The 26,712-nt window shown below is 59.5% G+C and carries 26 protein-coding genes and 1 tRNA gene; 13 read left to right on the top strand and 14 right to left on the bottom strand.

Annotated elements, in window-relative coordinates; translation table 11 throughout:
• The 9 genes from cheR (at position 1) to V6R85_RS05165 (ending at position 8,953) form a co-directional block, all read left to right on the top strand.
• Positions 1-909 (top strand): protein-glutamate O-methyltransferase CheR, encoded by a 909-nt coding sequence (cheR, locus tag V6R85_RS05205; protein WP_003503478.1) that lies wholly within the window; start codon positions 1-3, stop codon positions 907-909.
• Entirely contained in the window at positions 906-1,961 is a 1,056-nt protein-coding gene (gene cheB / locus V6R85_RS05200; RefSeq protein WP_003503472.1) for a protein-glutamate O-methylesterase CheB, read from the top strand. The genes cheR and cheB overlap by 4 nt, the downstream gene beginning before the upstream one ends.
• On the top strand, positions 1,961-2,350 hold the full coding sequence (gene cheY2 / locus V6R85_RS05195; protein WP_003503467.1) for a chemotaxis response regulator CheY2: 390 nt from the start codon (positions 1,961-1,963) through the stop codon (positions 2,348-2,350). The genes cheB and cheY2 overlap by 1 nt, the downstream gene beginning before the upstream one ends.
• Complete coding sequence (cheD, locus tag V6R85_RS05190; protein WP_003503466.1) at positions 2,347-2,892, top strand: chemoreceptor glutamine deamidase CheD; 546 nt, start codon at positions 2,347-2,349, stop codon at positions 2,890-2,892. The genes cheY2 and cheD overlap by 4 nt, the downstream gene beginning before the upstream one ends.
• A 14-nt stretch (positions 2,893-2,906) precedes the next feature.
• Positions 2,907-3,290, top strand: coding sequence for a chemotaxis protein CheT (cheT, locus tag V6R85_RS05185; RefSeq protein ID WP_003503465.1), 384 nt, complete (start codon positions 2,907-2,909; stop codon positions 3,288-3,290).
• Positions 3,291-3,418: 128 nt separating this feature from the next.
• Complete coding sequence (fliF, locus tag V6R85_RS05180) at positions 3,419-5,101, top strand: flagellar basal-body MS-ring/collar protein FliF (RefSeq protein WP_003503464.1); 1,683 nt, start codon at positions 3,419-3,421, stop codon at positions 5,099-5,101.
• A 371-nt stretch (positions 5,102-5,472) separates the two neighbouring features.
• A complete protein-coding gene (gene visN / locus V6R85_RS05175; RefSeq protein WP_003522759.1) occupies positions 5,473-6,204 on the top strand; it encodes a transcriptional regulator VisN in 732 nt (243 codons plus the stop codon).
• Positions 6,205-6,257: 53 nt separating this feature from the next.
• Positions 6,258-6,959, top strand: a complete 702-nt coding sequence (visR, locus tag V6R85_RS05170; RefSeq protein ID WP_034496317.1) for a transcriptional regulator VisR — start codon at positions 6,258-6,260, stop codon at positions 6,957-6,959.
• A gap of 146 nt (positions 6,960-7,105) precedes the next feature.
• Complete coding sequence (locus V6R85_RS05165) at positions 7,106-8,953, top strand: methyl-accepting chemotaxis protein (protein WP_111833715.1); 1,848 nt, start codon at positions 7,106-7,108, stop codon at positions 8,951-8,953.
• A 51-nt stretch (positions 8,954-9,004) separates the two neighbouring features.
• On the opposite strand, the gene V6R85_RS05160 is transcribed toward V6R85_RS05165, so the two are convergent.
• Positions 9,005-12,514: a PAS domain-containing hybrid sensor histidine kinase/response regulator gene (locus V6R85_RS05160; RefSeq protein WP_020810848.1), complete on the bottom strand. Its 3,510-nt coding sequence runs from the start codon at positions 12,512-12,514 to the stop codon at positions 9,005-9,007.
• Positions 12,515-12,731: 217 nt separating this feature from the next.
• On the opposite strand from V6R85_RS05160, the gene mscL reads away from it, so the two are divergent.
• The 3 genes from mscL to galE all read left to right on the top strand — a co-directional run bounded on the left by mscL (position 12,732) and on the right by galE (position 15,841).
• Positions 12,732-13,160 (top strand): large conductance mechanosensitive channel protein MscL, encoded by a 429-nt coding sequence (gene mscL, locus V6R85_RS05155; protein ID WP_003503459.1) that lies wholly within the window; start codon positions 12,732-12,734, stop codon positions 13,158-13,160.
• A gap of 154 nt (positions 13,161-13,314) precedes the next feature.
• Positions 13,315-14,481, top strand: a complete 1,167-nt coding sequence (locus V6R85_RS05150) for a pyridoxal phosphate-dependent aminotransferase (protein ID WP_099085662.1) — start codon at positions 13,315-13,317, stop codon at positions 14,479-14,481.
• A gap of 328 nt (positions 14,482-14,809) precedes the next feature.
• Positions 14,810-15,841 carry a UDP-glucose 4-epimerase GalE gene (gene galE, locus V6R85_RS05145; RefSeq protein ID WP_111833714.1) on the top strand — a complete coding sequence of 344 codons (1,032 nt, stop codon included), beginning with the start codon at positions 14,810-14,812 and terminating at the stop codon, positions 15,839-15,841.
• A 12-nt stretch (positions 15,842-15,853) separates the two neighbouring features.
• On the opposite strand, the gene V6R85_RS05140 is transcribed toward galE, so the two are convergent.
• From V6R85_RS05140 to V6R85_RS05095, 10 genes are all read right to left on the bottom strand, one after another.
• Positions 15,854-16,690: a DUF6030 family protein gene (locus tag V6R85_RS05140; RefSeq protein WP_162695461.1), complete on the bottom strand. Its 837-nt coding sequence runs from the start codon at positions 16,688-16,690 to the stop codon at positions 15,854-15,856.
• A gap of 146 nt (positions 16,691-16,836) precedes the next feature.
• A complete protein-coding gene (yacG, locus tag V6R85_RS05135) occupies positions 16,837-17,061 on the bottom strand; it encodes a DNA gyrase inhibitor YacG (RefSeq protein ID WP_003503455.1) in 225 nt (74 codons plus the stop codon).
• A gap of 3 nt (positions 17,062-17,064) precedes the next feature.
• Positions 17,065-17,688, bottom strand: a complete 624-nt coding sequence (locus V6R85_RS05130; RefSeq protein ID WP_060727005.1) for a Maf-like protein — start codon at positions 17,686-17,688, stop codon at positions 17,065-17,067.
• 33 nt (positions 17,689-17,721) lie between these two features.
• Positions 17,722-17,940, bottom strand: coding sequence for a translation initiation factor IF-1 (gene infA / locus V6R85_RS05125; protein ID WP_003503453.1), 219 nt, complete (start codon positions 17,938-17,940; stop codon positions 17,722-17,724).
• Positions 17,941-18,083: 143 nt separating this feature from the next.
• Positions 18,084-18,572: an arsenate-mycothiol transferase ArsC gene (locus V6R85_RS05120; RefSeq protein WP_004432476.1), complete on the bottom strand. Its 489-nt coding sequence runs from the start codon at positions 18,570-18,572 to the stop codon at positions 18,084-18,086.
• 2 nt (positions 18,573-18,574) lie between these two features.
• Positions 18,575-19,048, bottom strand: a complete 474-nt coding sequence (locus V6R85_RS05115) for a UPF0262 family protein (RefSeq protein WP_003503448.1) — start codon at positions 19,046-19,048, stop codon at positions 18,575-18,577.
• 3 nt (positions 19,049-19,051) lie between these two features.
• Positions 19,052-20,350: a histidinol dehydrogenase gene (hisD, locus tag V6R85_RS05110; RefSeq protein WP_020811690.1), complete on the bottom strand. Its 1,299-nt coding sequence runs from the start codon at positions 20,348-20,350 to the stop codon at positions 19,052-19,054.
• Between the two features lie 133 nt (positions 20,351-20,483).
• Positions 20,484-20,924, bottom strand: a complete 441-nt coding sequence (locus V6R85_RS05105) for a DUF2948 family protein (RefSeq protein WP_003503446.1) — start codon at positions 20,922-20,924, stop codon at positions 20,484-20,486.
• 114 nt (positions 20,925-21,038) lie between these two features.
• A complete protein-coding gene (gene murA, locus V6R85_RS05100) occupies positions 21,039-22,331 on the bottom strand; it encodes a UDP-N-acetylglucosamine 1-carboxyvinyltransferase (protein ID WP_003503445.1) in 1,293 nt (430 codons plus the stop codon).
• 102 nt (positions 22,332-22,433) lie between these two features.
• Entirely contained in the window at positions 22,434-22,700 is a 267-nt protein-coding gene (locus V6R85_RS05095; RefSeq protein ID WP_035212593.1) for a hypothetical protein, read from the bottom strand.
• Positions 22,701-22,855: 155 nt separating this feature from the next.
• Between V6R85_RS05095 and V6R85_RS05090 the strand changes: the two genes are divergently transcribed.
• Positions 22,856-22,930, top strand: a tRNA-Thr gene (locus V6R85_RS05090).
• A 187-nt stretch (positions 22,931-23,117) separates the two neighbouring features.
• Here V6R85_RS05090 and V6R85_RS05085 read toward each other — a convergent pair.
• From V6R85_RS05085 to V6R85_RS05075, 3 genes are all read right to left on the bottom strand, one after another.
• Positions 23,118-24,059, bottom strand: coding sequence for a flagellin N-terminal helical domain-containing protein (locus V6R85_RS05085; protein ID WP_003503441.1), 942 nt, complete (start codon positions 24,057-24,059; stop codon positions 23,118-23,120).
• A 238-nt stretch (positions 24,060-24,297) separates the two neighbouring features.
• The gene (locus tag V6R85_RS05080) at positions 24,298-25,263 is read right to left on the bottom strand and encodes a flagellin N-terminal helical domain-containing protein (RefSeq protein ID WP_003503440.1); all 966 of its coding nucleotides are present in this window, start codon (positions 25,261-25,263) and stop codon (positions 24,298-24,300) included.
• Between the two features lie 407 nt (positions 25,264-25,670).
• Positions 25,671-26,591 (bottom strand): flagellin N-terminal helical domain-containing protein, encoded by a 921-nt coding sequence (locus V6R85_RS05075; RefSeq protein WP_003503439.1) that lies wholly within the window; start codon positions 26,589-26,591, stop codon positions 25,671-25,673.
• Positions 26,592-26,712 lie beyond the last annotated feature (121 nt).

Raw genomic sequence — 26,712 nt, 5'->3', positions numbered from 1 at the left:
ATGGCAGCACTTAATTTCAGCGACCAGCGCCAGTCTCCCGACGACGTCCTTGCCAGCGGTGAATATCCGCTGACGAGACGCGACCTGTCGGAAATCGCGGCGATGATCTATGCCGATGCGGGCATCTATCTCAACGACACCAAGGCGTCGCTGGTCTATTCCCGCCTCTCGAAGCATATCCGCAATCTCGGCCTGTCAGGCTTCCGCGAATATTGCGCCCTGGTATCCTCACCGGAGGGCGCGCCGGCGCGGCGCGAAATGCTGTCGCACCTGACGACGAATTTCACCCGCTTCTTCCGCGAAAACCATCATTTCGAACATCTGCGTGATGACGTCCTGCCGGGCCTCATCGCCCGGGCGAAATCCGGCGGGCGCGTCCGCATCTGGTCGGCGGCCTGTTCCGACGGGCAGGAGCCCTATTCGATTGCGCTCACCGTGCTCGCCATGTTTCCGAATGCGGCGGATTACGATTTCAAAATCCTCGCGACGGATATCGACCCGAAAATTTTGGCGCAGGCCCGCGCCGGGGTCTATGACGACAACGCGCTCGAAACCGTGTCTCCCGCCATGCGCAAGCAATGGTTCGCGGAAGTCGATGCCGGCGGTCGCCGCAAGTTCCGCATTGACGACAAGGTCAAGCGCCTCATTACGTTCAACGAGTTGAACCTGATGACGCAGTGGCCCTTCAAGGGCAATTTCGACGTGATCTTCTGCCGCAACGTCGTCATCTACTTCGACGAGCCGACGCAGATGCGCATCTGGTCGCGTTTCGCCGGGCTGCTGCCGGAGGGTGGTCATCTTTATATCGGCCATTCCGAACGTGTGTCCGGTGACGCAAAGAACCTGTTCGACAATACGGGCATCACCACCTACCGCTACATTGGTCACGCATCCGGGAGGAAGGCATGAGCGCACTCGCACGGGTACTCGTCGTCGATGATTCTCCGACGATGCGCGGCCTGATTTCGGCCGTTCTCAAGGCCGATCCCGAAGTCGAGGTGGTCGGTCAGGCCGGCAACGCCATGGAGGCGCGCGCCGCCATCAAGCAGCTCAATCCCGATGTCGTGACGCTCGACATCGAGATGCCGGAAATGAACGGGCTGGAATTTCTCGAAAAGATCATGCGCCTGCGCCCCATGCCGGTCATCATGGTCTCGTCGCTCACCCACCGCGGCGCGGACGCTTCGCTGGCCGCGCTTGAAATCGGCGCTTTCGACTGTGTCGGCAAACCGGCGCCGGGCGATGCACGCCCGTTCGGCGATCTCGCCGACAAGGTGAAGGCTGCTGCCCGCTCGCAGCATGCCGCTTACCGCGCTGCGCGCCCGGAAGCCGCTGCCGCGCCGCAGCCGGTCCCGGTCAGCGAATATCGGGCGGGTCGCAAGGTCGTCGCCATCGGCTCCTCCACGGGTGGTGTCGAAGCGCTGATCGCCGTGCTGCAGAAATTCCCGGTCAACTGCCCGCCGACCGTCATCACCCAGCACATGCCGCCGACCTTCACCAAGAGCTTCGCCGAACGGCTGAACCGCATCTGCGCCCCCGTCGTGGAAGAGGCGACTGATGGCGCGCGCCTGCAGACCGGCAAGATCTATCTTGCACCGGGCGGCGAACGCCATCTGCAGATCGCCAACCGGTCTGCACCCTGCTGCCGGCTTGTCGAGCGCGATCCCGTCAACGGCCATCGCCCCTCGGTCGATGTGCTCTTCGATTCTGTCGCCGAGCTTGCCGGCCGCAACGCCGTCGGCGTCATCTTGACGGGCATGGGCCGCGATGGTGCGGCCGGGCTCTTGAAAATGCGTCATGCCGGTGCGCGCACCGTCGGCCAGAACGAAAAAACATGTGTCGTCTATGGCATGCCCCGCGTGGCTTATGAGCTTGGCGCGGTGGAACAGCAATTGCCGTTGGCCTCCATCGGTGAAGAAATCCTGAAACTAACCACTGCCCGCAAAGAAGGTGCTGACTAATGTCTCTCGCAGAAAAGATCAAAGTTCTGATCGTCGACGATCAGGTGACCAGCCGGCTGCTCCTCAGCGATGCGCTGACACAGCTCGGCTTCAAGCAGATCACCGCCGCCGGCGACGGCGAGCAGGGAATGAAGATCATGGAGCAGCAGCCCCATCATCTCGTCATCTCCGATTTCAACATGCCGAAGATGGATGGTCTCGGTTTCCTGCACGCCGTGCGGGCCAACCCGACCACCAAGAAGGCCGCCTTCATCATCCTCACCGCGCAGGGCGACCGCGCGCTGGTGCAGAAGGCAGCCCAGCTCGGCGCCAACAACGTGCTGGCCAAGCCCTTCACGATTGACAAGATGCGCGCTGCCATCGAGGCGGTTTTCGGATCGCTGAAATGATTGAAGCTGCGGCCAAGCGCGTACATATCATTCAGGGCGAGTACAAGGTCATCAGCGATCCCGACGTGGTCATGACGACGATACTCGGTTCGTGCGTGGCCGCCTGTCTGAGAGATCCCGTTGCCGGCCTCGGAGGCATGAACCACTTCCTGCTGCCGGGAACGGGCAATGTGACCGGCGGAGATGCGACGCGTTACGGCGTGCATCTCATGGAGCTCCTGATCAACGGCCTCCTGAAGCAGGGCGCGCGGCGTGACCGGCTGGAAGCCAAGGTTTTCGGCGGCGCGAAGACGATCGCCAGCTTTTCCAATGTCGGCGAGCAGAATGCCATCTTCGCCATGCAGTTTCTGAAGGATGAGGGTATTCCGGTCATAAGCTCCTCCACGGGCGGGGAACACGGCCGCAAGATCGAATTCTGGCCGGTCTCCGGTCGTGCACGTCAGCATCCGCTCAGCGGCGCGGAAACCCAGAAGACGGTTGCCTTGGAAACGCGTCCGGTGCCGGCCCCAAAGCCCGTCGCCAACGACATCGAATTTTTCTAGTCACGGAGTTTCCAATGCAGCTTGCAGAGCACACCGCCACCACTCCGTTCGAAGAAGCCCTGCCGGATGTTCTGATGCGCGTGGTATCGGAATTGCACGATGTCGCCTACCTTATAGAGCGCATCGAACCGCAATTGCTTGAAGTGACCAACGGTCAATTGTCGAGCGACGGCGTCAAGCTCCTGCAGGGCATCGACCTTGCCGTCCAGAAGACCCGTGGCCTTGCCGAATTCATCGATACCGTCACCGGCTCCATTCCCGGAGACTGGATCGTGGATGTCTCTACCGCGCTCAGCCTCGTCAAGCTTGCGGAAATGCAGAAGGCGCTCGGCGCCGCCTTCCGCCATGGCCATTCCCAGCCGCTCGACAAGGCCTCCGGCGACTTCGACCTCTTCTAGCGGCATTTCCGCCGTTGCCTGCCTCTTCGCGGAATGCGGAGAAAGGCAACGCTCGCGCAAGCTTCGCACCCTATTGTCATTACGGGGCCAAAAGGTCTCGGACTCTATGAATGACGGTGCGGAACAGAATGAATCTGTTAAATCAAATCCCTCAGGTCTTGAAGAATGTTGCTGCGCTGGGGCAGACACGGCTTTTGATGCTGGGCGGCGTGGGCGTTTTGTCCATGGCCATTATCCTTGCAGCAGCGCTTTACGTGAACCGTCCCGCTTACGAGACCCTTTATGTGGGGCTTGAAAAAAGCGACCTCAACAAGATCAGCATTGCGCTCGCCGAATCGGGTCTGGACTTTCAGGTAGGGACCGATGGTTCCAGCCTTCAGGTTCCCGTTGGGCTCACCAGCAAGGCACGGCTGCTTCTGGCCGAGCGCGGCCTGCCTGATAGCGCCAATGCCGGTTATGAGCTTTTCGACAATGTCGGTTCTCTCGGCCTGACCTCCTTCATGCAGGAAGTGACGCGCGTTCGCGCCCTTGAGGGCGAGATCAGCCGCTCCATCCAGCAGATTGACGGCATTGCCGCTGCACGCGTCCATATCGTTATGCCTGACGTCGGCAATTTCCGCCGTGGCGAACAGAAGCCCACCGCATCGGTCATGATCCGCGCCAGCGCCACCGCAGGGCGCAAGGCATCGGCTTCCATCCGTCACCTCGTCGCCTCGGCCGTTCCCGGCCTTGAGGTCGATGATGTGACTCTCCTCGATTCGACCGGCCAGCTTCTGGCCTCCGGCGACGACGTCACCAACGCCGCCATGAACCGCTCGCTGACACTGGCGCAGAATGTTCAGCAGGAAATCACGACCAACATCGACAAGGCGCTGGCGCCTTTCCTCGGCATGGACAATTTCCGCTCCAGCGTGACGGCGCAGCTCAATACCGACAGCCGCCAGATTCAGGAAACCGTCTACGACCCGGAATCACGCGTCGAGCGCTCCATCCGCACGGTGAAGGAAGACCAGAAATCCCAGGAAACGCAGCCGGATACGGCCGCGACCGTGGAGCAGAACGTACCGCAGGCAGCGCCCCAGGGCGGCGGCAGTGGCCCGCAGTCTTCCGACCAATCGGCCAAGAAGGAAGAGCAGACCAACTACGAGATCAATTCCAAGACGGTCGCCACGGTCAAGAACGGCTATACCGTCGAGAAGATTTCGGTTGCCGTGGTCGTCAACAAGGGTCGCATCGCCAAGATGGTCGGCGAACCCGCCGATCAGGCCAAGATCGACGCCTATCTCGCCGAGATGCAGAAGATCGTAACCTCGGCGGCCGGTATTTCTTCCGATCGCGGCGATATGGTGACGCTCACCGCTATGGACTTCCTCGAAACGCAGCTGCTTGATGAAGCCGTAAGCGGGCCGGGCATTATGGAAGTGCTGAGCCGCAATTCGGCCGGCATCATCAACTCGCTCGCCTTCGTCGCCGTCGCCTTCCTCGTCATCTGGCTCGGTGTGCGTCCTCTGGTCCGCACGGTTACCGCCAACGGTGCAGCAGCGGGTCAGCTCAGCCAGGAGACTGCCGGTCTGGAACTGCCGGACTTCTCTCCCGGCATGGATGCCGGCGCAGGTGGTCTCATGGAAGGTTTCGGGGCGGATTTCGGCTTCGACAGCACCGACGATCTTCTGGCAGGCGGCGATGGCGAGGGCACATTCAACCGCCGGGTTCGCGAAGGGCCCGAACGCAGGCTCTCCCGCATGGTGGAAATCAGCGAGGAACGAGCCGCCAAGATCCTGCGCAAATGGGCGGTGGAAAAAGCAGCATAATATCAAAAAGGCCGGTTTTACCCGGCCTTTTTTCTGTTTTCGGGCTTTTTGCTATCCTTGGCGGGCGCATCGTGGCAATCTCGTTTTAGGACAGTGTTTACAAAAAATTCAGCAACGATACAGTTTGCTGGGAATTGGCTGAGAATGCCGTTTATGGATTGAACAGCTTTTCAGTATGTTTTTTTAGCAATAGACGAACAGTGAAATACGTGGAAAGGCTGGTGTCAGGTAATGGCAAATCCCAGTCCGTTCCATAAAATGAAGTGATTCGGTCTCCGGGGGGCTTGCCGTCCCATTTTGGTAAGCTTCTCGAATGGAATGATTCCATCCCGAGGTATAATCTCCCACTGGGAGCAAGAGGGCGTAGGCGATTGAAAGTCGATGTTGATATCCGCAGGCTGTCTGCCAAGCCTATGGAGGGCATGGGTAAGCCCTTGCCACGCGATCAGCTTGCTAAAAACGTCGCAGCCACGGCTGCTGCCGGTAACGTTGCAGGCGCACTGGATCTGCTCGTAACCTATGCTGGCGCCTCGCATTATCTGCTGGCGCGGGATGATCTTCTCGAAGAAACCGGACTGAAATTCATCGTCACCTCCGACTGGCCTTTTGATCTGGTCCGCAGGCTTGGCCTTGAACTGGCCAACAGCCAGAACAGATCGAGCGAAATGGAGAAATGCCTTTCGCTTCTGCAGCCGCGGCTGCTTTTCCTTCCCGATGATGTTTCGGTTCCCTACGGCATAGACCGGCAATATTCGGCACTGTCTTTCTGTGTGGGCCGCATCCGGCTTTCGCTGCTGCTGCTGTTTCCCGAAGAAGCGGTGCCTTCGCCGGAAAGACTGCGCGAAATCGCCCTGCTGACGGGTTATTGCGTCAGTTTCGGCATTGCCAGCGAAGCAAAGACCGTGCGCGATATCGATCTCACGGAGCGTGAGCTTGAGTGCCTGTTCTGGATCGCGGAAGGCAAGACAAGCGATGAAATTGCGATGATCCTTGGCATTTCGCGCAATACGATCAATAATTACATCACAAGCGTGATGCGGAAAACCGCGACAAAAACCCGCTCGGAGGCAATTGCCTACGCCGTGCGCAACAACCTCGTATAATGGTCGGACGGATGGTACAGACGAAAGACAATGAGGGTACAGGTCAAATGGGCATGTTTTACCGCAGCCCTGTCGTGACGAGCCGGTCGGATCTGTTTCCGAAGCTTGTCGCCATGCAGAAGCTGGTCGGCGCGCGCAATTTCGTGGTGACGAAAGCTGCCGCTTCCGGTTTCCCGAACAAGAAGAAGTTGACCTGCGAGCTGGAAAACTGGGGCATGAATGCCGCAGAACAGAGCACGCAGTTCATCCGCGCCGTCGGCGATATTCTTCTCGATCATATCGAGACATCGCTTCTGCCGGTGATATGGCGCAACAAGAATGCCGGCGGCTTTGCCGATCTTCCCGATGTGCCCGCACTTCTGCGCCGCATCGAGAACGACACATTGCCCTATGCGGGGCTCGCCCTGCCGGTGCGGCTTGGCACTATCGGCAACGGTTATATCGTCTTCTGCGGCACCAACCTCGTTCTCGACAATGAGGTCGTGATCGAGCAGCACATCAAATGCTGCGAGATCATGGTGGACATGCTGGCGCTGGACGAGCGCAAGGCGGCACCCTCCGAAGCCTTGAGCGAGAGGGAAATCGCCTGCCTGCAACTGGCGGGGGATGGCCGTATCAGCGAAGAAATCGCGGTCAAGCTCGGGCTTTCCGTGCACACCGTCAACGCCTATCTCGGTTCGGCGACGATCAAGCTCGATTCCGTCAACCGTATCCAGGCGATCGCCAAGGCTATCAGGCTCGGTTATATCCATTGATGGCGGACGGGGTTTCCCGTCCCCCGAAACCCTGCAGGCGCCGGACCGGCTTTTGCGCGCCCCCTAAAAGGCGCTATCGGTACTTCGCGTTTTTTTAACAGTTGCCTACTAGAACTTTTATAAGTTTGGCTTTGGGGAACTGTTTCATGCACAACCGGCTCTTTAAGTCCGTTGCTGGCAAGGTCGTCGCGTTGACGATCGGCCTGATCACGCTCAGCGTGGCGGCAGTTGGTTTTTCGACCTATATTCGCTTGAAGGACAACATCATCACCACCGCGCTGCGCGATACGCACAGCGCAATGCGCAGCATGGCGATCCTTTACGAACTGAAGGTCGGCGGCGTCGCCCTCGAAATGGTGGATGGGGACCTCAAAAGTGTGGGTCGCGCCAGCATCGGAACGATGCGCGACAATGATCTCGTCGACCGCACCGCAGCCGGTAACGGCGGTATTTCTACCGTGTTTGAAGCCAAGGGCGGCGAATTCATTCGCATGACCACCAATCTGAAGAACGAAAAGGGCGAGAGAGCAGCCGGCACCAAGCTTGCTACCGATCATCCCGCTTTTGCGAAAGTCTCCAAGGGTGAGGCCTATTTTGGCACCGCCACGCTGTTCGGCACCAGCTACATGACCGGTTACATGCCTGTCACGAACAAGACCGGCGCAACCGTCGGCATCCTGTTCGTGGGTGTTCCCATGGACGTCTACGATGCGCAGATATACAGCCTGCGCGACATGATGCTCATCTGCGGCGCGCTCGCCATGCTTGGCGTCGGACTGCTCGCCTACTTTGTCATCAAGCGCACGCTTCAACCCCTTGGCAAGTTGACCGATGCGGTGAAGTCCCTTTCGGACGGCAATCTCGATACGCCGATCCCCTACGCCACCAACACCAATGAATTCGGCAACATCGCCCGCGCGCTGGTGATTTTCCGCGAAAATGCGGTCGAGAAACTGGCGATCGAGGGCAAAAGCGCCGAAGAACGCTCTGCGGCGGAGTCCGAGCGTTACCGCAACGACGCCGAGAAACAGGAACTCGACAGCCAGATCGAATTTGCGGTCGGCGAGATCGCCTCCGGTCTTGGCAGGCTTTCGCGCGGCGATCTGAGCCGCACGATCGAGACGCCTTTCACTGGCCGTCTCGACCGTCTGCGCACGGATTTCAACGAATCCCTTCTCAACCTGCGCGATGCGCTGGGGCAGATCCGCGAGCGCACGCTCATCATCCAGCATAGCGGCTTCGAAATCGAGCAGTCGTCGGTCGATCTGTCGAAGCGCACCGAAAATCAGGCCGCCTCGCTGGAAGAGACCGCCGCCGCCGTAGACGAAATCACCGTCACCGTCAGATCCTCGGCCGAGCGTGCGCGGGAAGCCAATGAGGCCGTGCGCATCACCAAGCAGAGCGCCGACAGCTCCGGTTCGGTCGTCAGCAACGCCGTCGACGCCATGGGCCGCATCGAAGATGCCTCGCGCAAGATCGAGCAGATCATCGAGGTCATCGACGACATTGCCTTCCAGACCAATCTTCTTGCCCTGAATGCCGGCATTGAGGCGGCGCGTGCGGGCGAAGCGGGCAAGGGTTTTGCCGTCGTGGCGCAGGAAGTGCGCGAGCTTGCACAACGCTCTGCCGACGCGGCGCGTGAAATCAAGCAGCTCATCAACCAGTCGACGCAGGAAGTCAGTTCAGGATCGAAGCTGGTGCAGGAGGCGGGCACCGTGCTTTCCGCCATCAGCCGGCAGATCGTCACCGTCAGCCAGCATGTCGAAACCATCGCCACGGCAACGCAGGACCAGTCCTCGGCACTTCATAACGTCAACAGTTCCGTCAACCAGATGGATCAGATGACCCAGCAGAACGCGGCCCTTGCCGAACAGTCGAGTGCGGCCAGCAGCATATTGTCCGGCGAGGTGGAAGCGCTGCTCGATCTCGTTCAGCGTTTCCAGATGGAACATGGCTCGGCGACCGGCAGGGATCGATTGAACTGTGCGGCCTGACACGCTTATTCAGACGTAAACACCTCCCGGATCGCAACATCCGGGAGTTTTTTATTCTGCCGCTGCGCGGGCCGTGCTGGATATCTGGTTGATATAGGCCCGCAGCGCTGCCGGTTTGACCGGCTTGTGCTGAACGGAAATCCCGTATTTTTCCGCATCGCTGCGCACTTCCGGGCTGCGGTCCGCCGTTACAAGCAGGGCAGGGATCGTCTTGCCGTAAAATGTCCTGATGAGGCGGATGGCGCTGATGCCGTCGCCATCGTCCAGATGATAATCGGCGACGATGACGTCGGGCGCTGCGGCCAAGTTGAGGAAGGGTTCCTCCAGCGTCGCCACGGAACCTGCGGGCAAAACCTCGCAACCCCATCCCGTCAGCAGCAGTGTCATGCCCTCGAGGATTTTCGGCTCGTTGTCGATGCACAGGACCCGGACGCCCTGAAGGCGGTCGCTGGCTGCGGGACTGGTTATCCCGCCAACGGCTTTGGCCGGCACGAGGCGATCCGCCTCGCGCGGCAGATGGATGCGGAAGGTCGTGCCTTTTCCGGGGGTGGAGATCAGCTGCACCGGATGGTGCAGCATGCGCGACAGCCGGTCGACGATGGAAAGGCCGAGCCCGAGGCCGGATGCCGTTCTTGCACCCTCGTCCAGCCGGGCGAATTCCTTGAAAACGGTGCGAAATTTAGATGAGGGGATGCCGATACCGGAATCAGTCACCTGAATGACGACTTCACCGCCCCGGCGGCGCGCACCGACGACCACCTTGCCCTTCAGCGTATATTTAATGGCGTTGGAAACGAGATTCTGTATCAGACGCCGCAGGAGGTTGGGGTCGGAGCGGACGGTCAGCGAGGTTGGCATGACCACGAGGTCCAGGTTCTTCTCCTGCGCCATCGGTGCGAAATCGGTCTCGATGCGTTTCAGCAACTCATTCAGCGGCACGGATGTCATGCGCGCCTTCATAGAGCCGGTGTCGAGACGGGAAATATCGAGAACCGCACCGAGAATGGTCTCCACCGATTCCAGCGCCGAATCGATATTGTGGACGAGATCGCTTTCGCCTGAAGCACCAAGCCGTTCGACCAGGGAGGATGAGTAGAGCCGGGCGGCGTTCAGGGGTTGGAGAATGTCATGGCCGGCGGCGGCGAAAAAGCGTGTCTTGCCGATATTCGCCTCGTCGGCGGAGGCTCTTGCCTCCGCCAGTTCGCGGTTGACGCGTGTAAGCTCAACGGTTCGCTCCGCCACGCGCTGCTCCAGCGTTTCGTTTGCCTGTTTCAGCGCCTGATCGCTCGCCACCCGCTGGGTGATATCGGTGAAGGTGGCGACGATGCCTTTGTCCGGCATGGTGTTGGAGCGCACTTCGATGATGCGCTCGCCGCCCGCCAGCACCAGCGAGAAGGGCAGATCCATGGTCAGGAAGCTGGTGATCAGTTCATTCGTGTCACCGGCGGGCATATCGCCGCGTTCCTGCAGCATCGAAACGATATCCGTGAGCGGTACGCCCACCTGCCCGAACTGCTCGGGTAGATCGAGAAGGGTGCGGAAACGCCGGTTCCAGATGGTCAGCTGCTGCGAACTGTCGAAAACGGCAATGCCCTGATCCATCTGGGCGAGCGCGGTCTGCAGCATGTCCTGGTTATATTGCAGGGCCTCGCTCGCCTGATCGAGCAGCCATGCCGTGTCCGCGCTGGTGTCTTCCGCCTTCTGAAGAATGATCGAAAGCACCAGGCGGGCGGAGGAGGAGCCGATGGCGCTGCCCAGCAGCTGCTCGGAGAAATGGATCAGCGCCATGTCCGCCGGCTGGTCGTCATTGAGCTTCCTGCCCGCCGTCTTTTCATAGGTCGCAAGTGATCGCAGCATGCGCTCCTCGCCGAGATAACGGGCGACCGCGCTTTTGAGATCACCGACGCTGACGCGGGTTTTCCAGCCGCGCGTGGCGAATTGCGATTTCGAGTGACGCTTGACGAAGATGCCGGACTGGATGCGCTCCACCGGCCTAGGATTGCGCGAAAGCGAGCCGAGCACGAAGGCGAGGCTGTTGACGAGCAGGCTGAGAATGACCGCGTTCACGAATGGGTCGGCTTCCGGCCCATTGAATACCGTGCTGCCGGAAAACAGGAAACCGAGAATATTGGCTGCCACCTCGGAATTGTCAGGCCCGCCGAAGCTTGGCAGAAACAGCAGGTAGGCCCAAACGAAGAAGCCCGAACTCAGCCCCGCGATCGCACCGCGGGCATTGGCGCGCCGCCAGAACAGCCCGCCGAAAAGGGCAGGGGCCATCTGCGCAATGGCGGCGAATGCCAGAAGGCCGATGGAGGCGAGGCCCGTAGCACTGTCGGCGGCGCGATAATAGCCATAACCCAGCAGCAGCACGGCAAAGATCGCCGTTCGGCGGATGTTGAGCAGCGTCTTGGCGAAATCGTCCCGGTGCGGTGAGCGGTTCAACAACTTCTGCCGCAGGAAGATCGGCATGACGATATCGTTGGAAATCATGATCGACAGCGCCACCGAAGCGACGATCACCATCGCGGTCGCCGCCGAAAAACCGCCGATGAAGGTGATCAGCGACACGACCGGCATCTGATGATTGAGCGGCAATTGCAGCACGTAGAGATCGGCATCGCCATTGGCGCCGAGCGTCAGAATGCCGGCAAGCGCGATCGGCAGCACGAAGATGTTGATCGCGATGAGGTAGAGCGGCAGCAGGAACCCGGCCATACGCAGCTCTTCCGGCGTGCGGTTTTCAACCACCGTGACGTGGAACTGGCGCGGCAGCAGGATGATGGCGAAACCGGAAAGCAGCGTCATCACGATCCAGCGGCTGACGGGCGTGTGATAGGATATGGCCCGCATGGCCTGCTCATTATCCGTGGCAAGCTGCCACAGATGCGCGGGACCGTCGAAGAGGACGAAGAGCACGTAAAAACCGACGGTGCACATGGCGACGAGCTTGACCAGCGATTCCATCGAAATCGCCAGAATAAGCCCGTCCTGATGTTCGGTGGCATCGGTGTGGCGGGTGCCGAACATGACGGCAAACCCCGCCATGACGATGGTGACGACCAGTGGCAGATCGAGGAAATAAAGATTGCCGCTGCCAATGCCGTAATCGCCGGGATCGACCATTGTCGCCACCGAGCTGGAAACGGCTTTCAGCTGCAGCGCGATATAGGGAATGGCGCCGACGAGCGCGATGATCGCGACGATCATCGCCACGGTGGAATTCTTGCCGTATCGGGCGGCGATGAAATCTGCGACGGAAGTCAGTTTTTCCGTTTTCGCCAGTTCAACGATGCGGCGAATGATCGGCATGCCGATGGTGAAGGCGAGGATCGGCCCGGTATAGATGCCGAGAAATTCCAGCCCCCTGTCTGCCGCGAGCCCCACACCGCCGAAATAGGTCCAGGACGTGCAATAGATTGCCAGGCTGAGCGCATAGACGAACGGACGCCCCTTTTTCGGAGCGTTTCTGTTGCGGCTGTTCCTGTCCCCATAGCTTGCAACCGCAAACAGCAGCAGGACATAAGCGAAGGCCGAACCGAATATGATCCACCCAGGAAGCACGCATCCTCCCCGTGCAAGAGTTCCCTGATATCAGCATAGGCGAATTCCGGGCCGTTGAGAATGAGCGCGGTCTGATCATAAAGTTCAAGGCGCGCGTGCAAAAAAGCTAATAAATGCAATCCGCGGATTCCAAATGATGCCCGGACCCTATATGGTTGAGCGCGTAGGGACAGTCACATAGCTTCAGCTCGCGAAGCAGGAGAGAGGGACAATCTGAATGCTTAACGAATTTAAAACCTTCATTGCCCGCGGCAATGTCATGGATCTGGCCGTGGGTGTTATTATCGGTGCGGCTTTCAGCAAGATCGTCGACTCCGTCGTCAACGATCTCATCATGCCGATCGTGGGGGCGATCTTCGGCGGGTTCGATTTTTCGAACTACTTCCTGCCGCTGAGCTCCAGCGTCAATGCCACCTCGCTCGCCGCCGCCCGCGATCAGGGCGCCGTCTTCGCTTATGGCAGCTTTCTGACGGTTCTCATCAACTTCCTTATCCTCGCCTGGATCATTTTCCTGATGGTCAAGGGCGTCAACAAGCTGCGCGATTCGGTTGAGCGCAAGAAGGTTGAGGAAAAGGCGGAAGCAGCTCCGCCGCCGGAAGACGTCAAGCTCCTCACCGAAATCCGCGATCTGCTGAAGACGCGTTGATTGCCGGCATTATCCCCGGCCTGATTTGCCGGCCCGCGCGGCCGGCGGTCTCCTGCCGGGGATGACCCATAAAGAAAATCCATGATCGCCTCACGGAATATCATGCACATGGCTGGTTCGATGCGATAAGAAGGCACCAAACGGAGTGTCTTTAATGTCCATTTTGAACAGTCTGAGTGCGCGCTCTCTGGCGGCTCCCGAGAGCGGCATTGTCGAAGTCGTGAATTATGCCCGGGGGCGGGACAATCTCCTGCCGCTCTGGGTCGGCGAAGGCGATCTGCCGAGCCCGGACTTCATCAATCAGGCCGCCATCGATGGGCTGAACAACGGCGAGACCTTCTATACCTGGCAGCGTGGCATTCCCGAATTGCGCCAGGCGCTGAGCCGTTATTACGAACGCCATTTCGCGGCGTCGCTGCCGCCGGAGCATTTTTACGCTACCGGTTCCGGCATGCAGGCGATCGTGCTCGCCGTGCAGGCGCTGACCTCGCCCGGTGACGAAATGGTCTATCTGTCGCCGACATGGCCGAATATCGTCGCCGCCATTGGTGTGGCAGGCGCGAAGGCGGTTCCGGTCGGTATCGATTTCCGCGACGGCCGCTGGGATCTCGATATCAACAGGCTGGAAAGCGCGATCACCGGCAAGACGAAGGCGCTTTTCATCAATACGCCCTCCAACCCGACCGGATGGACGGCGACGCTCAATAATCTTCGTGATGTTCTGGCGCTCGCCCGCAAACACGATCTGTGGATCGTTGCCGACGAGATTTATGCGCTTTATCATTATTCCGGCAGCCGTGCGCCGTCCTTCCTCGACGTCATGGAGCCGGATGACAAGATCGTCTTCGCCAATTCCTTTTCGAAGAACTGGTCCATGACCGGCTGGCGTGTCGGCTGGCTTGTTGCCCCGCCGGCCATCGGTCAGGTCATCGAAAACCTCATTCAATATTCCACTTCAGGCGTGGCGCAGTTCATGCAGCGCGGCGCAGTCGCCGCCCTCGATCACGGTGATGGTTTCGTGCGCGAGAATTACGAACGTGCTCTGACCTCCCGCGACATTCTCTGCGATGCGCTCATCGCGACGAACCGTGTGGAAACCCTGAAGCCCGATGGCGCTCTCTATGCCTTTCTCAAGATAGACGGCGTGACGGACAGCCGGGCCACGGCGCTCGATATCGTCGACAAGACCGGGGTCGGGCTTGCGCCCGGCACGGCCTTCGGTCCGGGAGGGGAGCTGTTTCTCCGTGCCTGCTTCCTGCGCAACCCAAAGCAGATAGAAGATGCGGCCGACCGGCTGGCATCCTATATCCTCGGCAGGTAAGCGTCGCCTCTGCGTACAATGGTTTCCCCTGCCGCGCCGGGATCGCGCTACGGTAGGGAAATCGGCAACAAAATCACAGCGAATACCTAAAACTGCAACCCCACGGCGCAACCATCGACGTGGGGGATTTTCTGTGCTATGCGCTCCTTGTTCCATTTATGAGAACATTTTCATCTAATAAATAAAAAGCACCTCATTGCGCTAACCAATCGTAAGCCACCTTTTTAATGGAGCTGGGGATCGGTCGCGTATTCGCTGTGCAAGTAATCAATGATGAAGAATTATTGGCTTTGATGGGGTCAAGAAAAGCAAACAGGGAAGTATTGTCATGGCTGTTCTGGTCACGGGTGGGGCCGGCTATATAGGAAGCCACATGGTGTGGGCTTTGCTCGATGCCGGGGAAGAGGTCGTTGTTGTCGATCGGCTTTCGACGGGGTCGCGCTGGGCGGTCGCGCCGGCGGCGCGTTTTTATCTGGGCGACGCGGCGGATCGCGCCTTGCTCGACCAGATTTTCGAAGAAAACCAGATCGAGACCATCTTCCATTTCGCGGGCTCCGTCAGCGTTCCTGAATCGATCAGCCAGCCGCTCGAATATTACGAAAACAACACGGGCACGACCCGCGCCCTCGTGGCGGCGGCAGTCGGCCACGGTATTCGCAATTTCATCTTCTCGTCGACAGCCGCCGTCTATGGAAACCAGCCCTTTGATGGCCCGGTTCCCGAAACCGCGATCCTCAGCCCAGAAAACCCCTACGGCCTGTCGAAGCTCGCCTCCGAAATCATGCTGCGCGATGTCGTGCAGGCGCATGATTTCAATTACGTGGCGTTGCGGTATTTCAACGTCGCCGGAGCCGACCCGCAGGGGCGCGCCGGGCCATCTCCCACGGGTGTGGCAAACCTCATCAAGGTCGCCTGCGAAGCTGCTACCGGTCGCCGCGACCGGGTGGAAGTTTACGGAACGGATTACCCGACCGCGGATGGCACCGGCGTTCGCGATTATATTCATGTCGGCGACCTGATCGATGCGCATATGCTGGCCATGGCGCATCTGCGCGCCGGCGGCGGCACACGCACGCTCAATTGCGGTTATGGCGTTGGTTATTCGGTTCTTGATGTCCTGCAGGCTGTGCAGAAGGAATCGGGGTGCGATTTCCCGATCATCCATTGTCCGCGTCGCCCGGGCGATATTGCGGCCATGGTGGCGGATTCGGCGCGCATCCAGTCGGAGCTGGGCTGGCGGCCCCGCTTCAACGATCTGGTGGCCATCGTTCGCACTGCGCTCCAGTGGGAGGCCAAACGCCAGGCCCAGCAAAGCGACAGGATTCCGCCGGTGCGGCGCAAGCTCGCGGCAATAGGCTGAGCGGACTTTGCTTTACCGAAAGCGGTCTTTCCTGACGGAAGGATAAAGGATCGGCCGATCCAGTGGAGCGGCTGGTCGAAGCCAGCGATCCCTGTCAAAGAAGCTGCGTGTCAGCTTCAACCCCGGCGATTGTTCGCTTGTGAGCAAAATCACGTTCAGGCGATGGGGTGTCGTCGGTTCCGGTTTTATGGAAACCGAAATACCGAAATGTTGTGCCTGATAGGGCTGCATCCGGCCTGCCGGTTCAAGCATGTCCGCCAGATCAGCCCACCGGGTTTGTTCCACGATCATGGCGAGTGCTTCATCAAGCTTTGTCAGAACGGCAGTCCCATCCGGCGTCTTCGGCGCAACGGCCTTCATCCTGATGGAGCGAACCTCGCCGGACGCTTCGCCCCTGATCTCGAGGAAGAGCGAGGCCCGCTCGGCCGGGCCTGCCGCGTTCGCCACCGCAAGATCGGCCATGCACTCGAAATTGCGGATGTTGACTGGGCTTGTGTGCCAGCCATGCGGGTTGGAAAAACCTGCGGCAGTAAAGCGGTCGCAAAGCTCCTTGCCGGAAAGAACGAAATCGCGTGCGAAAGATGCCCTGTCACCCCCTTGCTCGAATTTCAGAAGATCGGGCGGCAGAGAGACTTTTTGGGCGACTAGTTTCTGCCGCTTGACGGGCTTCATCTTCGGCGGGGGGGCCGCGGAGCGTGTCGCGGATGCCAGATTGAGATAAATCAGCAGGCTTTTGAGATGCTTCCTGTCATTGGCCAGCAGCACCGTCGCCCCGATGGCAAGACAAACGGCCAGCACCGCAAACAGCAGCGCGCCGGAGCTCACTCTTTTCTGCAAGCCTGCGTCCATCGCAAGACCTTAAGGGGCTGGCGGAAGGCGTCAGCCGGTTTTGATATGGCTTTTCGGACTATCGGCAGCCCGGTGAATATATGGTGTGAGCGAAGGCTCTGAAAATCTTATGCAACTCACCGCCGAAGTTTCCGGCGGTGCAGGTCTTATTCGCCGTTGTTCTTGGCCGTGTCCTGTCCAACGGCGCTGCTTTCATCGTCTGCGACCGGAATGGCGTAGGAGCCGTTCAGCCAGCGGGCGAGATCAAGCGAGCGGCAGCGATCCGAACAGAAAGGATAGTCTTCCCGTGTCGAGGGCCGCCCGCATTCAGGGCATGGCTGGGATTTGCGCAGCGGCGTGACGTTTCCGGCGCCTTCGGGAGATTTTGCCATGGCCTATCCTTCGAGCCAGCCCGAAGTCACCTCAAATCCTTCTCCGGAAAGAAGCGACATCGTCTCATAAAGCGGCAGGCCGACGACATTGGTATAAGAACCGGTCAGCTTTTGCACGAATGCGCCGGCAATGCCCTGGATGCCATAGGCTCCCGCCTTGCCGCGCCACTGGCCGGAGGCGATATAAGCCTCGATTTCGCGCGTGGAGAGGCGCTTGAAACGCACCTTTGTCTCCGCCACCTTCTGTCGGATCTTGCCGCCGGGGGTGACGAGGCAGATGCCGGTATAGACCCAGTGGCTGCGTCCCGAAAGAAGATGCAGCGCAGCCGAGGCCTCTTCCGTATATTCGGCCTTGCCGACGATGCGGCGACCAACGGCGACCACCGTATCTGACCCCAGAACATAGGAGTCTTTCCACACCTGTTCGTTCTTCAGCGCCGCCTGCGCGGCTTCCGCCTTCTGCAATGACAGACGACGGCAGAGCGTGCGCGGATGCTCAAGCTTGGCCGGGGTCTCGTCGATATCCATCGGCATCAGACGTGCCGGTTCGATACCGATCTGATGCAGCAGTTCCAGACGCCGCGGCGAGCCGGATGCCAGAACGAGCTTTTGTTTTGAATTGGTCATTGCGCTGCCCGGGCGTCCGTTGCGGAACGTGGATTACTTGAAGCGATAGGTGATGCGGCCCTTGGTGAGGTCGTAAGGCGTCATTTCAACCAGCACCTTGTCGCCGGCGAGAACGCGGATACGGTTCTTGCGCATGCGGCCCGCGGTGTGGGCGATGATTTCGTGGTCGTTCTCAAGCTTCACGCGGAATGTTGCGTTCGGCAGCAATTCGGTTACGATGCCCGGGAATTCAAGGACTTCTTCTTTTGTCATGTAAGGGTTTTCTTCCTGTTGATAGTGCCGGACGTGTCCTGTCCGGGAAAATTGCGCGGAAACTACACAATCCCGGCACATTTGTGAACCTCTAAAGCATCGGCTTGAAAATCGCGATCGATTTTAACAGGCTGAGGCGGTTTTCAGTCTTTTGAAAGCGTATCCGCCACCGGCTGCTGCCGCCTCGGCAGGCGTTCCGAGATCAGCTTTGCCAGATGGTCCCGCACTTCGCGATAGGCGTCGAGGATCTGCTCGCGCGTGCCTGTTATTACCGTCGGGTCCATGGTCGGCCAATAGACCACATCGAGCGAATTCGAGCGCGTCAGTTCCAGTGCGGCGTGATGGGCTTCGGGTGTCAATGTAATGATCAGATCGAAAAAATCATCCTCGATCTCGTCCAAAGTGCGCGGTTTGTGCTTGCCGAGCGAAAATCCCTGTTCTTCCAGTACGGCATCCACGAAAGGATCGCGCTCGCCGGCGCGCACGCCCGCCGACTGTATATAGATGCCGGGCGCCACCAGCCGTTTGGCGATGACCTCCGCCATGGGGGAGCGGATGGAGTTCATGCCGCACATGAAGAGGACCGATTTGGGCGCTCGTCCCTCGTTTGGCGCTGCGGCAGGATCGATCATCTCTAACCCCGCCAATAAAGCACGCAGACAAGGGTAAAGAGGCGGCGCGCGGTATCAAAATCCACCTTGATCTTGCCGGAAAGCCGATCCATCAGCGTTTGCGAGCCGTCATTGTGAATACCGCGCCTGCCCATGTCGATTGCCTCGATCTGGCTCGGCGTGGAGGAGCGGATAGCCTCGTAATAGCTTTCGCAGATCAGGAAATAATCCTTGATGATGCGGCGGAACGGCGTCAGCGACAGGATATGGATCGCGACATCCTTCTCGTCTTCCGTTCTGATCGAGAAAACCAGCTTGGCGTCGACGAGCGAGATGTGCAGCCGGTATGGCCCGCCGGCATGGCCAAGCGGCTCAAAGGTGTTTTCCTCGATCAGATCGAAAATGGCGACGGCGCGTTCATGCTCCACGTCGGGCGTGGACCGGCCGATGCTATCGTCCAGTACCACGTCGCAGAGCCGGAAATCGCCTGAAGCCATCGCTTAACTTTCCGGATTGAGGCGAATGGAGACCGAACGCGCATGTGCGTCCAGCCCTTCGGAACGGGCAAGGGTAATCGCTGCCGGCGCAAGCTGGCGCAGCTGCTCGGGCCCAAGCCGCAGGATCGAGGTGCGCTTGACGAAATCCAGCACTGAAAGGCCGGAGGAGAAGCGCGCCGAGCGCGCCGTCGGAAGAACATGGTTAGAGCCGCCGACATAATCGCCGATCACCTCCGGCGTGTGGCGTCCGACGAAGATCGCACCCGCATTGCGGATGTGGGCCATCAGGGCATCCGGATCATCGACGGCAAGTTCCAGATGCTCGGCGGCGATGCGGTTGGCGAGCGGAATGGCGTCGGCGAGCTTTTCGACCAGAATGATCGCGCCGAAATCGGCCCAGCTTGCCGCCGCCGTTTCGGAACGCGACAGGCGCTTCAGCTGCCGCTCGACGGCCGCTTCAACGGCCTTGCCGAGTTCGGCATTGTCGGTGATCAGGATCGATTGCGCGCCGCGGTCATGTTCCGCCTGCGCCAGAAGATCGGCGGCCAGCCAGTCCGGATCATTGTCCTTGTCGGCAATGACAAGCACTTCTGAAGGCCCGGCGATCATGTCGATGCCGACAGTGCCGAAAACCTGGCGCTTTGCGGCGGCCACATAGGCATTGCCGGGGCCGACGATCTTGGCGACCGGCGCGATGGTTTCCGTGCCATAGGCAAGCGCTGCCACAGCCTGCGCGCCGCCGATACGATAGATTTCCTCGACGCCTGCGATACGCGCTGCAGCCAGCACCGCCGGATTGACCGCGCCGCCATTGGCCGGCACGACCATGACGATACGTTCCACACCGGCAACCTTGGCCGGCACGGCGTTCATCAGCACCGAGCTTGGGTAGCTGGCCGTGCCGCCGGGCACGTAAAGGCCGACAGCTTCGATGGCGGTCCAGCGCGAGCCGAGGCCCACGCCGATATCGTCCTCGTAGATATCGTCCTTCGGCATCTGGCGGGCATGATGTTTTTCGATACGCCGGGCAGCAAGTTCAAGCGCCTCGATCACGCTTCTGTCGACGGCGGCAAAGGCCGCATCGATCTCATCCGCCATCACCCGCATCGGGACTTTCGAGAAATCGATACCGTCGAATTTCTGGGAATAATGGGCAAGGGCCGCATCGCCGCGATGGCGGACATCGTTGATGATGTCGCGAACGGTCGCGTTGACGTCTTCGGAAACTTCTCTCTTGGTTGTCAGGAAGGCAGCGAATTTCTGTTCGAAATCAGCCGATGCCCGCTCCAGCCAGATTGCCACGCCATTACCCTTTCATTGTCCCCGCGGGAAATCCCGCGAGGTGTACGAACTTGCCACAGAAAAATTGCGGCTCTGGTATGTGGCATAAATCGAAACGGCAAGGAAAGGCAACCGTTGCGAAGGCTTGCAACGTTTATTCGCTGTCGGGATGATGCGGTTTGGTAGTGGTTTCCCAGGCGCCGCTCACATCGGTCAGCTGCGCCTCGATGCATTCGACATCGAGTGCGATGGCGCCGCCGCCGGACAGCGTCAGTTCCACCGCGCCATCAGGCCCTTCGCCATTCTGGACGAAGCGGATGGCGAGAAGTGACAGCACCTGTTCCTTGTCGTCGCGGTTGATGCCGTGCGAGCGGACAGCGGAGACCCGCTTCAGGAAAACCACGCTGCGGCAGCGCTCCGGCGGCAGGCTCTTTTTCTCAGTGCTTTCCCAGACGAAACGGTTGGCGGAAAGCGTGAATTGCCCGTGTTTCGGCTCGAAGGCAACGTCCTTCAGCTTGAAGACGCTGTCCTGCATATGCGTCGAAATGACGGAGAGATCTTCAGTATCCAGCGCCAGCAATTTCAGGCCGCTCATCGTTTTCTTCCTTCTTCTGCGGTGCGGACCGCTATTTCCATGACTTACAATGGAAATAGGCAGTCCGGGCCCACTCTGCAACGGGTAGAAAACGGATGAGCGGCGATGAAAGGATCAATCGCTGACGCGTTCGACCAGCGCACCGCAGCGGGTGAGCTTTTCTTCGAGGCGTTCGAAGCCGCGATCGAGGTGATAGACGCGCGAAACCATGGTCTCACCTTCCGCCACCAGGCCGGCAATGACCAGCGAGACGGAAGCGCGCAGATCGGTCGCCATGACAGGTGCACCCTTCAGGCGGGAGACGCCTTCGATGCGGGCCATCTGGCCGGAGAGCGAAATCTTAGCGCCGAGACGGGCCAGTTCCTGCACATGCATGAAGCGGTTTTCGAAGATCGTCTCGGTGATGTGGGAAACGCCCTGCGACCGGGTCATCAGCGCCATGAACTGCGCCTGCAGGTCGGTGGGGAAGCCGGGGAAGGGCTCGGTGACGATATCGACCGGCTGGATGCCATTGCCGTTGCGCACGACGCGCAGGCCTGTCTCCGTATCGCTGATGGTAGCGCCTGCGAGCCGTAGCGTATCGAGCGCGTTGTCGAGCAGCGATGCGCGTGTGCCTTCCAGCACCACGTCACCACCGGCCATGGCGACCGCCATGGCGTAGGTGCCGGTTTCGATACGATCCGGCAGAACCCGGTGGCGCGCGCCGGAAAGCGAGGTGACGCCTTCAATGGTGATGGTGGAGGTGCCTGCGCCTTCGATCTTCGCGCCCATGGCAGTCAGGCACTGGGCCAGATCGACCACTTCCGGCTCGCGGGCGGCGTTGTGGATAACGGTGGTGCCGCGGGCAAGGCTTGCCGCCATCAGCATCACATGCGTCGCGCCGACGGAAACTTTCGGGAAGGTGTAAACGGCGCCGATCAGGCCGCCCTTGGGGGCGGTGGCGTTGATGTAACCGCCATCGATCTCCATCGTCGCACCGAGTGCTTCAAGGCCCTCGATGAACAGGTCGACCGGGCGCGTGCCGATGGCGCAGCCGCCGGGCAGCGAAACGCGGGCGCGGCCCTCGCGCGCCAGAAGCGGGCCGATGACCCAGAAGCTCGCGCGCATCTTGGACACCAGTTCGTAAGGCGCTGTTGTGTCTACAATGGTGCGGCAGGTGAAATGCACGGTGCGGGAATAGGCTTCGCCCTGGCTTTCGCGGCGGCCGTTCACGGAAATATCGACGCCGTGATTGCCGAGAATGCGGATGAGCTGCTCCACGTCGGCCAGATGCGGCACGTTTTCGAGCGTCAGCGTGTCGCTGGTCAGAAGCGATGCGATCATCAACGGCAAGGCGGCGTTTTTAGCGCCGGAGATGGGAATGATGCCGTTTAGCTTGTTGCCACCCGTAATTCTGATGCGATCCATGCGTCCCTACGGGCCTGTGCCCGCCTTTCTTATAGTGCCTTGCGGAAAGGCGCGTCCTTAGACGAATTTCCGCGGCGTTTCAATTTTATGCTGATGAATTCTCTAAGAGGATGATTCGTCCGTTTTTGCGGCAGGCAGGCCAATAGTATCGTCCTCTTCGCCGGCACGGCGCGCACGAACCTGCTGTTTGCGCTTCAAAAGATTTTCACGAAGCTTCTTGGCCGCCCGGGCCTTGCGCTCCGCCTCGCGCTGCCGCGCCTTTTCGCCAGGCCCCGCCTGCGGCTTGCCGTCGGCCACCGGGGCGGATGCTTCCGCGGAAGCGCCGGCGGAAACCGCTGCCTTTGCCTGTTTGTCATGATGTTCGTTCATAGATTCAGCAATATCTGAAAAATGCATTTTTCAACAGGGGGCACGCTTTTTTGCCCCGCTTGATGAAGAATATCGTTTTGCGACTTGCGCTCGTCAAAAACCTATGGCAATAGGCCGCCACGCTTGATGCTGAAGCAAACGCTTCGGCGCCGGATGCTGCTATAGCTCAGGGGTAGAGCACTCCCTTGGTAAGGGAGAGGCCGAGAGTTCAAATCTCTCTAGCAGCACCATTTTCCCCACAATTTCAAATACTTACGTAACAGCCTGCACCGCTCGCATGCGGCATGTGATGTATGCGCGCGCCGCGCAATTGCCGGCAAATGGAAAACCGCGCCCCTTGCGAAGCGCGGTTTCCATATCCGAATATTCTGTTGCTGCCAGAGCGGGACGAAACCGCCCGTAGCCATCGGGCGCCGCTTACTGACGGAATAGCGACAGGATATTTTCGGAACTGGTATTGGCGATGGAGAGCGACTGGATGCCCAGCTGCTGCTGTGTCTGCAGCGCCTTGAGGCGGGTCGATTCTTCGTTCATGTCCGCATCCACAAGGCGGCCGATGCCGCTGTCGATGGAGTCGGTGAGCTTCGACACGAAGTCTTCCTGAAGGCCGATGCGCATCTTGATCGAGCCGAGAGCGGCGGAAGCGCTGCTCAAGGATTGAAATGCGGTTTCGACATCGGTGAGAAGATTACCGATGGTGTAGGCCGGCGGCGTTGCAGAAGCGAACAGCTTGAGATCGATGTCCCATACGGAAATGCCGGAGGCTGTTCCGGGTTGTCCGATGATGCCCCTCGTGGTGTCGAGCGTCGCGGGCGAGCCGGTCAGGCCGAAAAGCACATTGGCGGTCGTCGTGCCGGCAGTGGTATCGACAAGCGTATAGTCTGTTTTCGTCACGCTGACAGTGCCGCCGCCGTCGCGAACAAAGCCGGAAACGACAGTCTTGGCGCCGGTGCCCAGCAGCCAGTTCTCGCCGCTGAAGGATGCGCCCTGCGCGATCGATTCAAGCTGCTTTTTCAGCTGGTCGATCTCTTCCTGGATCTTGGTCTTGTCCACACCTTCTTCGGTGGCGGCAACGATTTTCGATTTGATTTCCTTGATGACTTCGACCGAGCTTTCCATTGCGGAATAGGCGACATCGATCTTCGCCGCGCCGAGGCCCAGCGCATCCTGAACCGCGGAAAGGGCCATGTTGTCGGAGCGCATCGTCGTCGCGATCGACCAATAAGCGGCGTTGTCGGATGCAGTCTTGACCCGCAGGCCCGAAGACACTCTGGATTGGGTATCTTCGAGCTGGCCGCTGATTGCGCGCAAGGTCTGAAGCGCCGACATGGCGGCGGTGTTCGTCAGAATACTTGTCATAATTGCCCCTCTGAGCTGGCTAAATGGGAAGGGACATTCCGGGATCGCCGGAAACGACTGAGCGGCGTGATGCCTGTTAACCTCTTTTTCGTCTTGGTTAACGAGTCGTTTCGATGCGCTGATTTAGCCGTGATTTGGTTAACGAACTCTTAATCAAAAAATCTCTTAGTTTCGCAGGCGACTAAACAAAAAAACCGCGCCTTTCGGCGCGGTTGATTTTTTCGGCTGAAGCTTCCGATTAACGGAAGAGCGACAGGATGCTTTCGGAGTTGCTGTTGGCGATCGAGAGAGCCTGAACGCCGAGCTGCTGCTGGGTCTGCAGGGCCTTGAGGCGGGTGGACTCTTCGTTCATGTCGGCGTCCACGAGGCGGCCGATACCCTTTTCGACGGAGTCGGACAGCTTGGAAGCGAAATCTTCCTGCAGGCCGATACGCATGGAGAGCGAGCCGAGCTTTGCGGCAGCGCTGGTCATGGCCTTCAGGGAGTTTTCAACCAGCGTCAGGGCTTCGGCCATGTTCGTGGCGCGGTCAGCGGCTGCATACTGGGTGATATCAAGCGTGTAGACGGACTGGGCAGCGACGGTCGTGAACGTGCCGGTCGTGCCGAGAATGCCTGTCGTGTCGGGAACGCCCGTAGCGGAGTCGACCGAGCCGAACAGGGTGTTGCCGGTTGCGGTGTTGTCGAGAGCGTATTTCGTGGTCGTGACGTTAACGGCGCCACCGGTGGAGCGAACGAAGCCGGCAACGACCGACTTGTCCGGGTCTGTGCCGGGGGTCGTCGCACCGAGCGTCGAAACGCCGACGAGCCAGTTTTCACCGTAGAAGGAAGCGCCCTGTGCGATCGACGCGAGCTGCTTCTGGAGCTGGCCGATTTCTTCCTGAACCTTGGTGCGGTCGACGCCTTCTTCAGTTGCCGTGACCAGCTTTGCCTTGATTTCCTTGACGACTTCGATTGCCGATTCCATGCCGGCAGAAGCGGTGTCTACCTTGGCGGCGCCGAGGCCGAGAGCGTCGGAAACGGAGGAGAGAGCCATGTTGTCGGAGCGCATCGTGGTTGCGATCGACCAGTAAGCAGCGTTGTCAGCAGCTTCGCCAACGCGAAGGCCGGAGGAAACGCGTGCCTGAGTGGATTCCATGTTCTGGCCGATAGAGCGCAGGGTCTGGAGCGCAGACATTGCTGCGACATTCGTGATAATGCTCGTCATAGTAGTGTGCCCCTTGAATGGCTGATTAAAGAAGGGACATTCCGGTTTCACCGGGAACGGCGCACAGCATCATGCCTGCTAACTGGCTGATTTTTAACGTTAGCTCGCCGTTTCGATGAGCATTAGGTAACGCGGGTTTGGTTAATGAATTGATAAGCGGAGAAAGAAATTCGGCGTCGTCAAAATTAAAAAATACAACCCTCGCGCGCACGCGCGCGTATCGCCAAAAGTTTAAAAAAAAGATAAGGCCGCACCCGTTTCCGGATGCGGCCTCATTGATGCATTCAGTCCGATTCAGCCTTTCGGACCTTTATGCCTTCTATCCCAGTCTGCGCTCGGTCAGCCCCCGATTGCCTGTGGGAAGAAATCTGTCCCCCAGCCCCGAAGGGCTATGAGAAGCTCAGCTCTTAACGGAAGAGCGACAGGATGTTCTGCGAGTCGCTGTTGGCGATCGACAGAGCCTGGATTGCCAGCTGCTGCTGCGTCTGGAGAGCCTTCAGCTTGGTGGACTCTTCGTTCATGTCGGCGTCAACGAGACGGCCAACGCCCTTTTCGATGGTGTCGGACAGCTTGTCGGCGAAGTCGGTCTGCAGGTCGATACGGGCAGACAGCGAACCGAGCTTGGCGCCGGCGCTGGTCATCTTCGTCAGAGCGGTTTCAACGGAGTAGAGGGCGTTGTCGAGATCGTCGGTGGTGACGTTCATGTCGAGAACGGAGATCTGGGTGTAGGTCTTGGCGCCGACAGTCGTCGTCGCACCGGTAGCGTTCAGGATACCGGAGTTTGCGTCGATCGTGCCGGGCGTAGCTTCCGTGTAAAGCATGGAGGCGGCGTCGAGAGCGTAGTCCGTCGTCTTGACGCTGACGTTGCCGCTGGCGTCACGAACGAAGCCGGAAACAACCGTCTTGGTGGCGTTGGCGCTGGAAACGAGCCAGTTTTCACCGTTGAAAGACGCGCTCGTGCCGATCGACTTCAGCTGGTCGAGCAGCTGCGTGACTTCTTCCTGAACCTTGGCCTTGTCAACGCCCTGTTCCTTGGCGGCAACGACCTTTGCCTTGATGTCGGTGACGACCTTGATGGCGGCGTCCATACCGGCAGACGCGGTGTCAACCTTGGCGGCGCCCATGCCCAGCGCGTCGGAGACGGCGCCGAGAGCCTTGTTGTCGGAACGCATGGTGGTCGCGATCGACCAGTAGGCAGCGTTGTCCGAAGCCGAGCCAACCTTCAGGCCGGAAGAAATGCGGTCCTGCGTGCTCGAAAGGTCGGAAGCGATGGAACGCAGGGTCGAGAGAGCGGCCATTGCGTTGGTGTTGGTGAGAATGCTTGCCATAATAAATGTGTCCCTTGTTTTTACGAGATACTGGAGTGGGGACATACCGGGTTTGGTATTACCGGTCGCAACGTTTCGGCTTCATGCCACTCGGTTCAGAAATACTTAGTTTCAGAAACCA

This window comes from Agrobacterium sp. CCNWLW32 (assembly GCF_037083425.1).
GTDB classification, from domain to species: domain Bacteria; phylum Pseudomonadota; class Alphaproteobacteria; order Rhizobiales; family Rhizobiaceae; genus Agrobacterium; species Agrobacterium radiobacter.
This window is presented reverse-complemented; position numbering and strand designations above follow the sequence as displayed.

Excerpts from the sequence above, each read along its gene's own strand:
- cheR (WP_003503478.1), top strand. The coding sequence starts at position 1 with ATGGCAGCACTTAATTTCAGCGACCAGCGCCAGTCTCCCGACGACGTC.
- cheB (WP_003503472.1), top strand. The coding sequence starts at position 906 with ATGAGCGCACTCGCACGGGTACTCGTCGTCGATGATTCTCCGACGATG.
- cheY2 (WP_003503467.1), top strand. The coding sequence starts at position 1,961 with ATGTCTCTCGCAGAAAAGATCAAAGTTCTGATCGTCGACGATCAGGTG.
- cheD (WP_003503466.1), top strand. The coding sequence starts at position 2,347 with ATGATTGAAGCTGCGGCCAAGCGCGTACATATCATTCAGGGCGAGTAC.
- cheT (WP_003503465.1), top strand. The coding sequence starts at position 2,907 with ATGCAGCTTGCAGAGCACACCGCCACCACTCCGTTCGAAGAAGCCCTG.
- fliF (WP_003503464.1), top strand. The coding sequence starts at position 3,419 with ATGAATCTGTTAAATCAAATCCCTCAGGTCTTGAAGAATGTTGCTGCG.
- visR (WP_034496317.1), top strand. The coding sequence starts at position 6,258 with ATGTTTTACCGCAGCCCTGTCGTGACGAGCCGGTCGGATCTGTTTCCG.
- V6R85_RS05165 (WP_111833715.1), top strand. The coding sequence starts at position 7,106 with ATGCACAACCGGCTCTTTAAGTCCGTTGCTGGCAAGGTCGTCGCGTTG.
- mscL (WP_003503459.1), top strand. The coding sequence starts at position 12,732 with ATGCTTAACGAATTTAAAACCTTCATTGCCCGCGGCAATGTCATGGAT.
- V6R85_RS05150 (WP_099085662.1), top strand. The coding sequence starts at position 13,315 with ATGTCCATTTTGAACAGTCTGAGTGCGCGCTCTCTGGCGGCTCCCGAG.
- galE (WP_111833714.1), top strand. The coding sequence starts at position 14,810 with ATGGCTGTTCTGGTCACGGGTGGGGCCGGCTATATAGGAAGCCACATG.
- V6R85_RS05140 (WP_162695461.1), bottom strand. The coding sequence starts at position 16,690 with ATGGACGCAGGCTTGCAGAAAAGAGTGAGCTCCGGCGCGCTGCTGTTT.
- yacG (WP_003503455.1), bottom strand. The coding sequence starts at position 17,061 with ATGGCAAAATCTCCCGAAGGCGCCGGAAACGTCACGCCGCTGCGCAAA.
- V6R85_RS05130 (WP_060727005.1), bottom strand. The coding sequence starts at position 17,688 with ATGACCAATTCAAAACAAAAGCTCGTTCTGGCATCCGGCTCGCCGCGG.
- infA (WP_003503453.1), bottom strand. The coding sequence starts at position 17,940 with ATGACAAAAGAAGAAGTCCTTGAATTCCCGGGCATCGTAACCGAATTG.
- V6R85_RS05120 (WP_004432476.1), bottom strand. The coding sequence starts at position 18,572 with ATGATCGATCCTGCCGCAGCGCCAAACGAGGGACGAGCGCCCAAATCG.
- V6R85_RS05115 (WP_003503448.1), bottom strand. The coding sequence starts at position 19,048 with ATGGCTTCAGGCGATTTCCGGCTCTGCGACGTGGTACTGGACGATAGC.
- V6R85_RS05105 (WP_003503446.1), bottom strand. The coding sequence starts at position 20,924 with ATGAGCGGCCTGAAATTGCTGGCGCTGGATACTGAAGATCTCTCCGTC.
- murA (WP_003503445.1), bottom strand. The coding sequence starts at position 22,331 with ATGGATCGCATCAGAATTACGGGTGGCAACAAGCTAAACGGCATCATT.
- V6R85_RS05095 (WP_035212593.1), bottom strand. The coding sequence starts at position 22,700 with ATGAACGAACATCATGACAAACAGGCAAAGGCAGCGGTTTCCGCCGGC.
- V6R85_RS05085 (WP_003503441.1), bottom strand. The coding sequence starts at position 24,059 with ATGACAAGTATTCTGACGAACACCGCCGCCATGTCGGCGCTTCAGACC.
- V6R85_RS05080 (WP_003503440.1), bottom strand. The coding sequence starts at position 25,263 with ATGACGAGCATTATCACGAATGTCGCAGCAATGTCTGCGCTCCAGACC.
- V6R85_RS05075 (WP_003503439.1), bottom strand. The coding sequence starts at position 26,591 with ATGGCAAGCATTCTCACCAACACCAACGCAATGGCCGCTCTCTCGACC.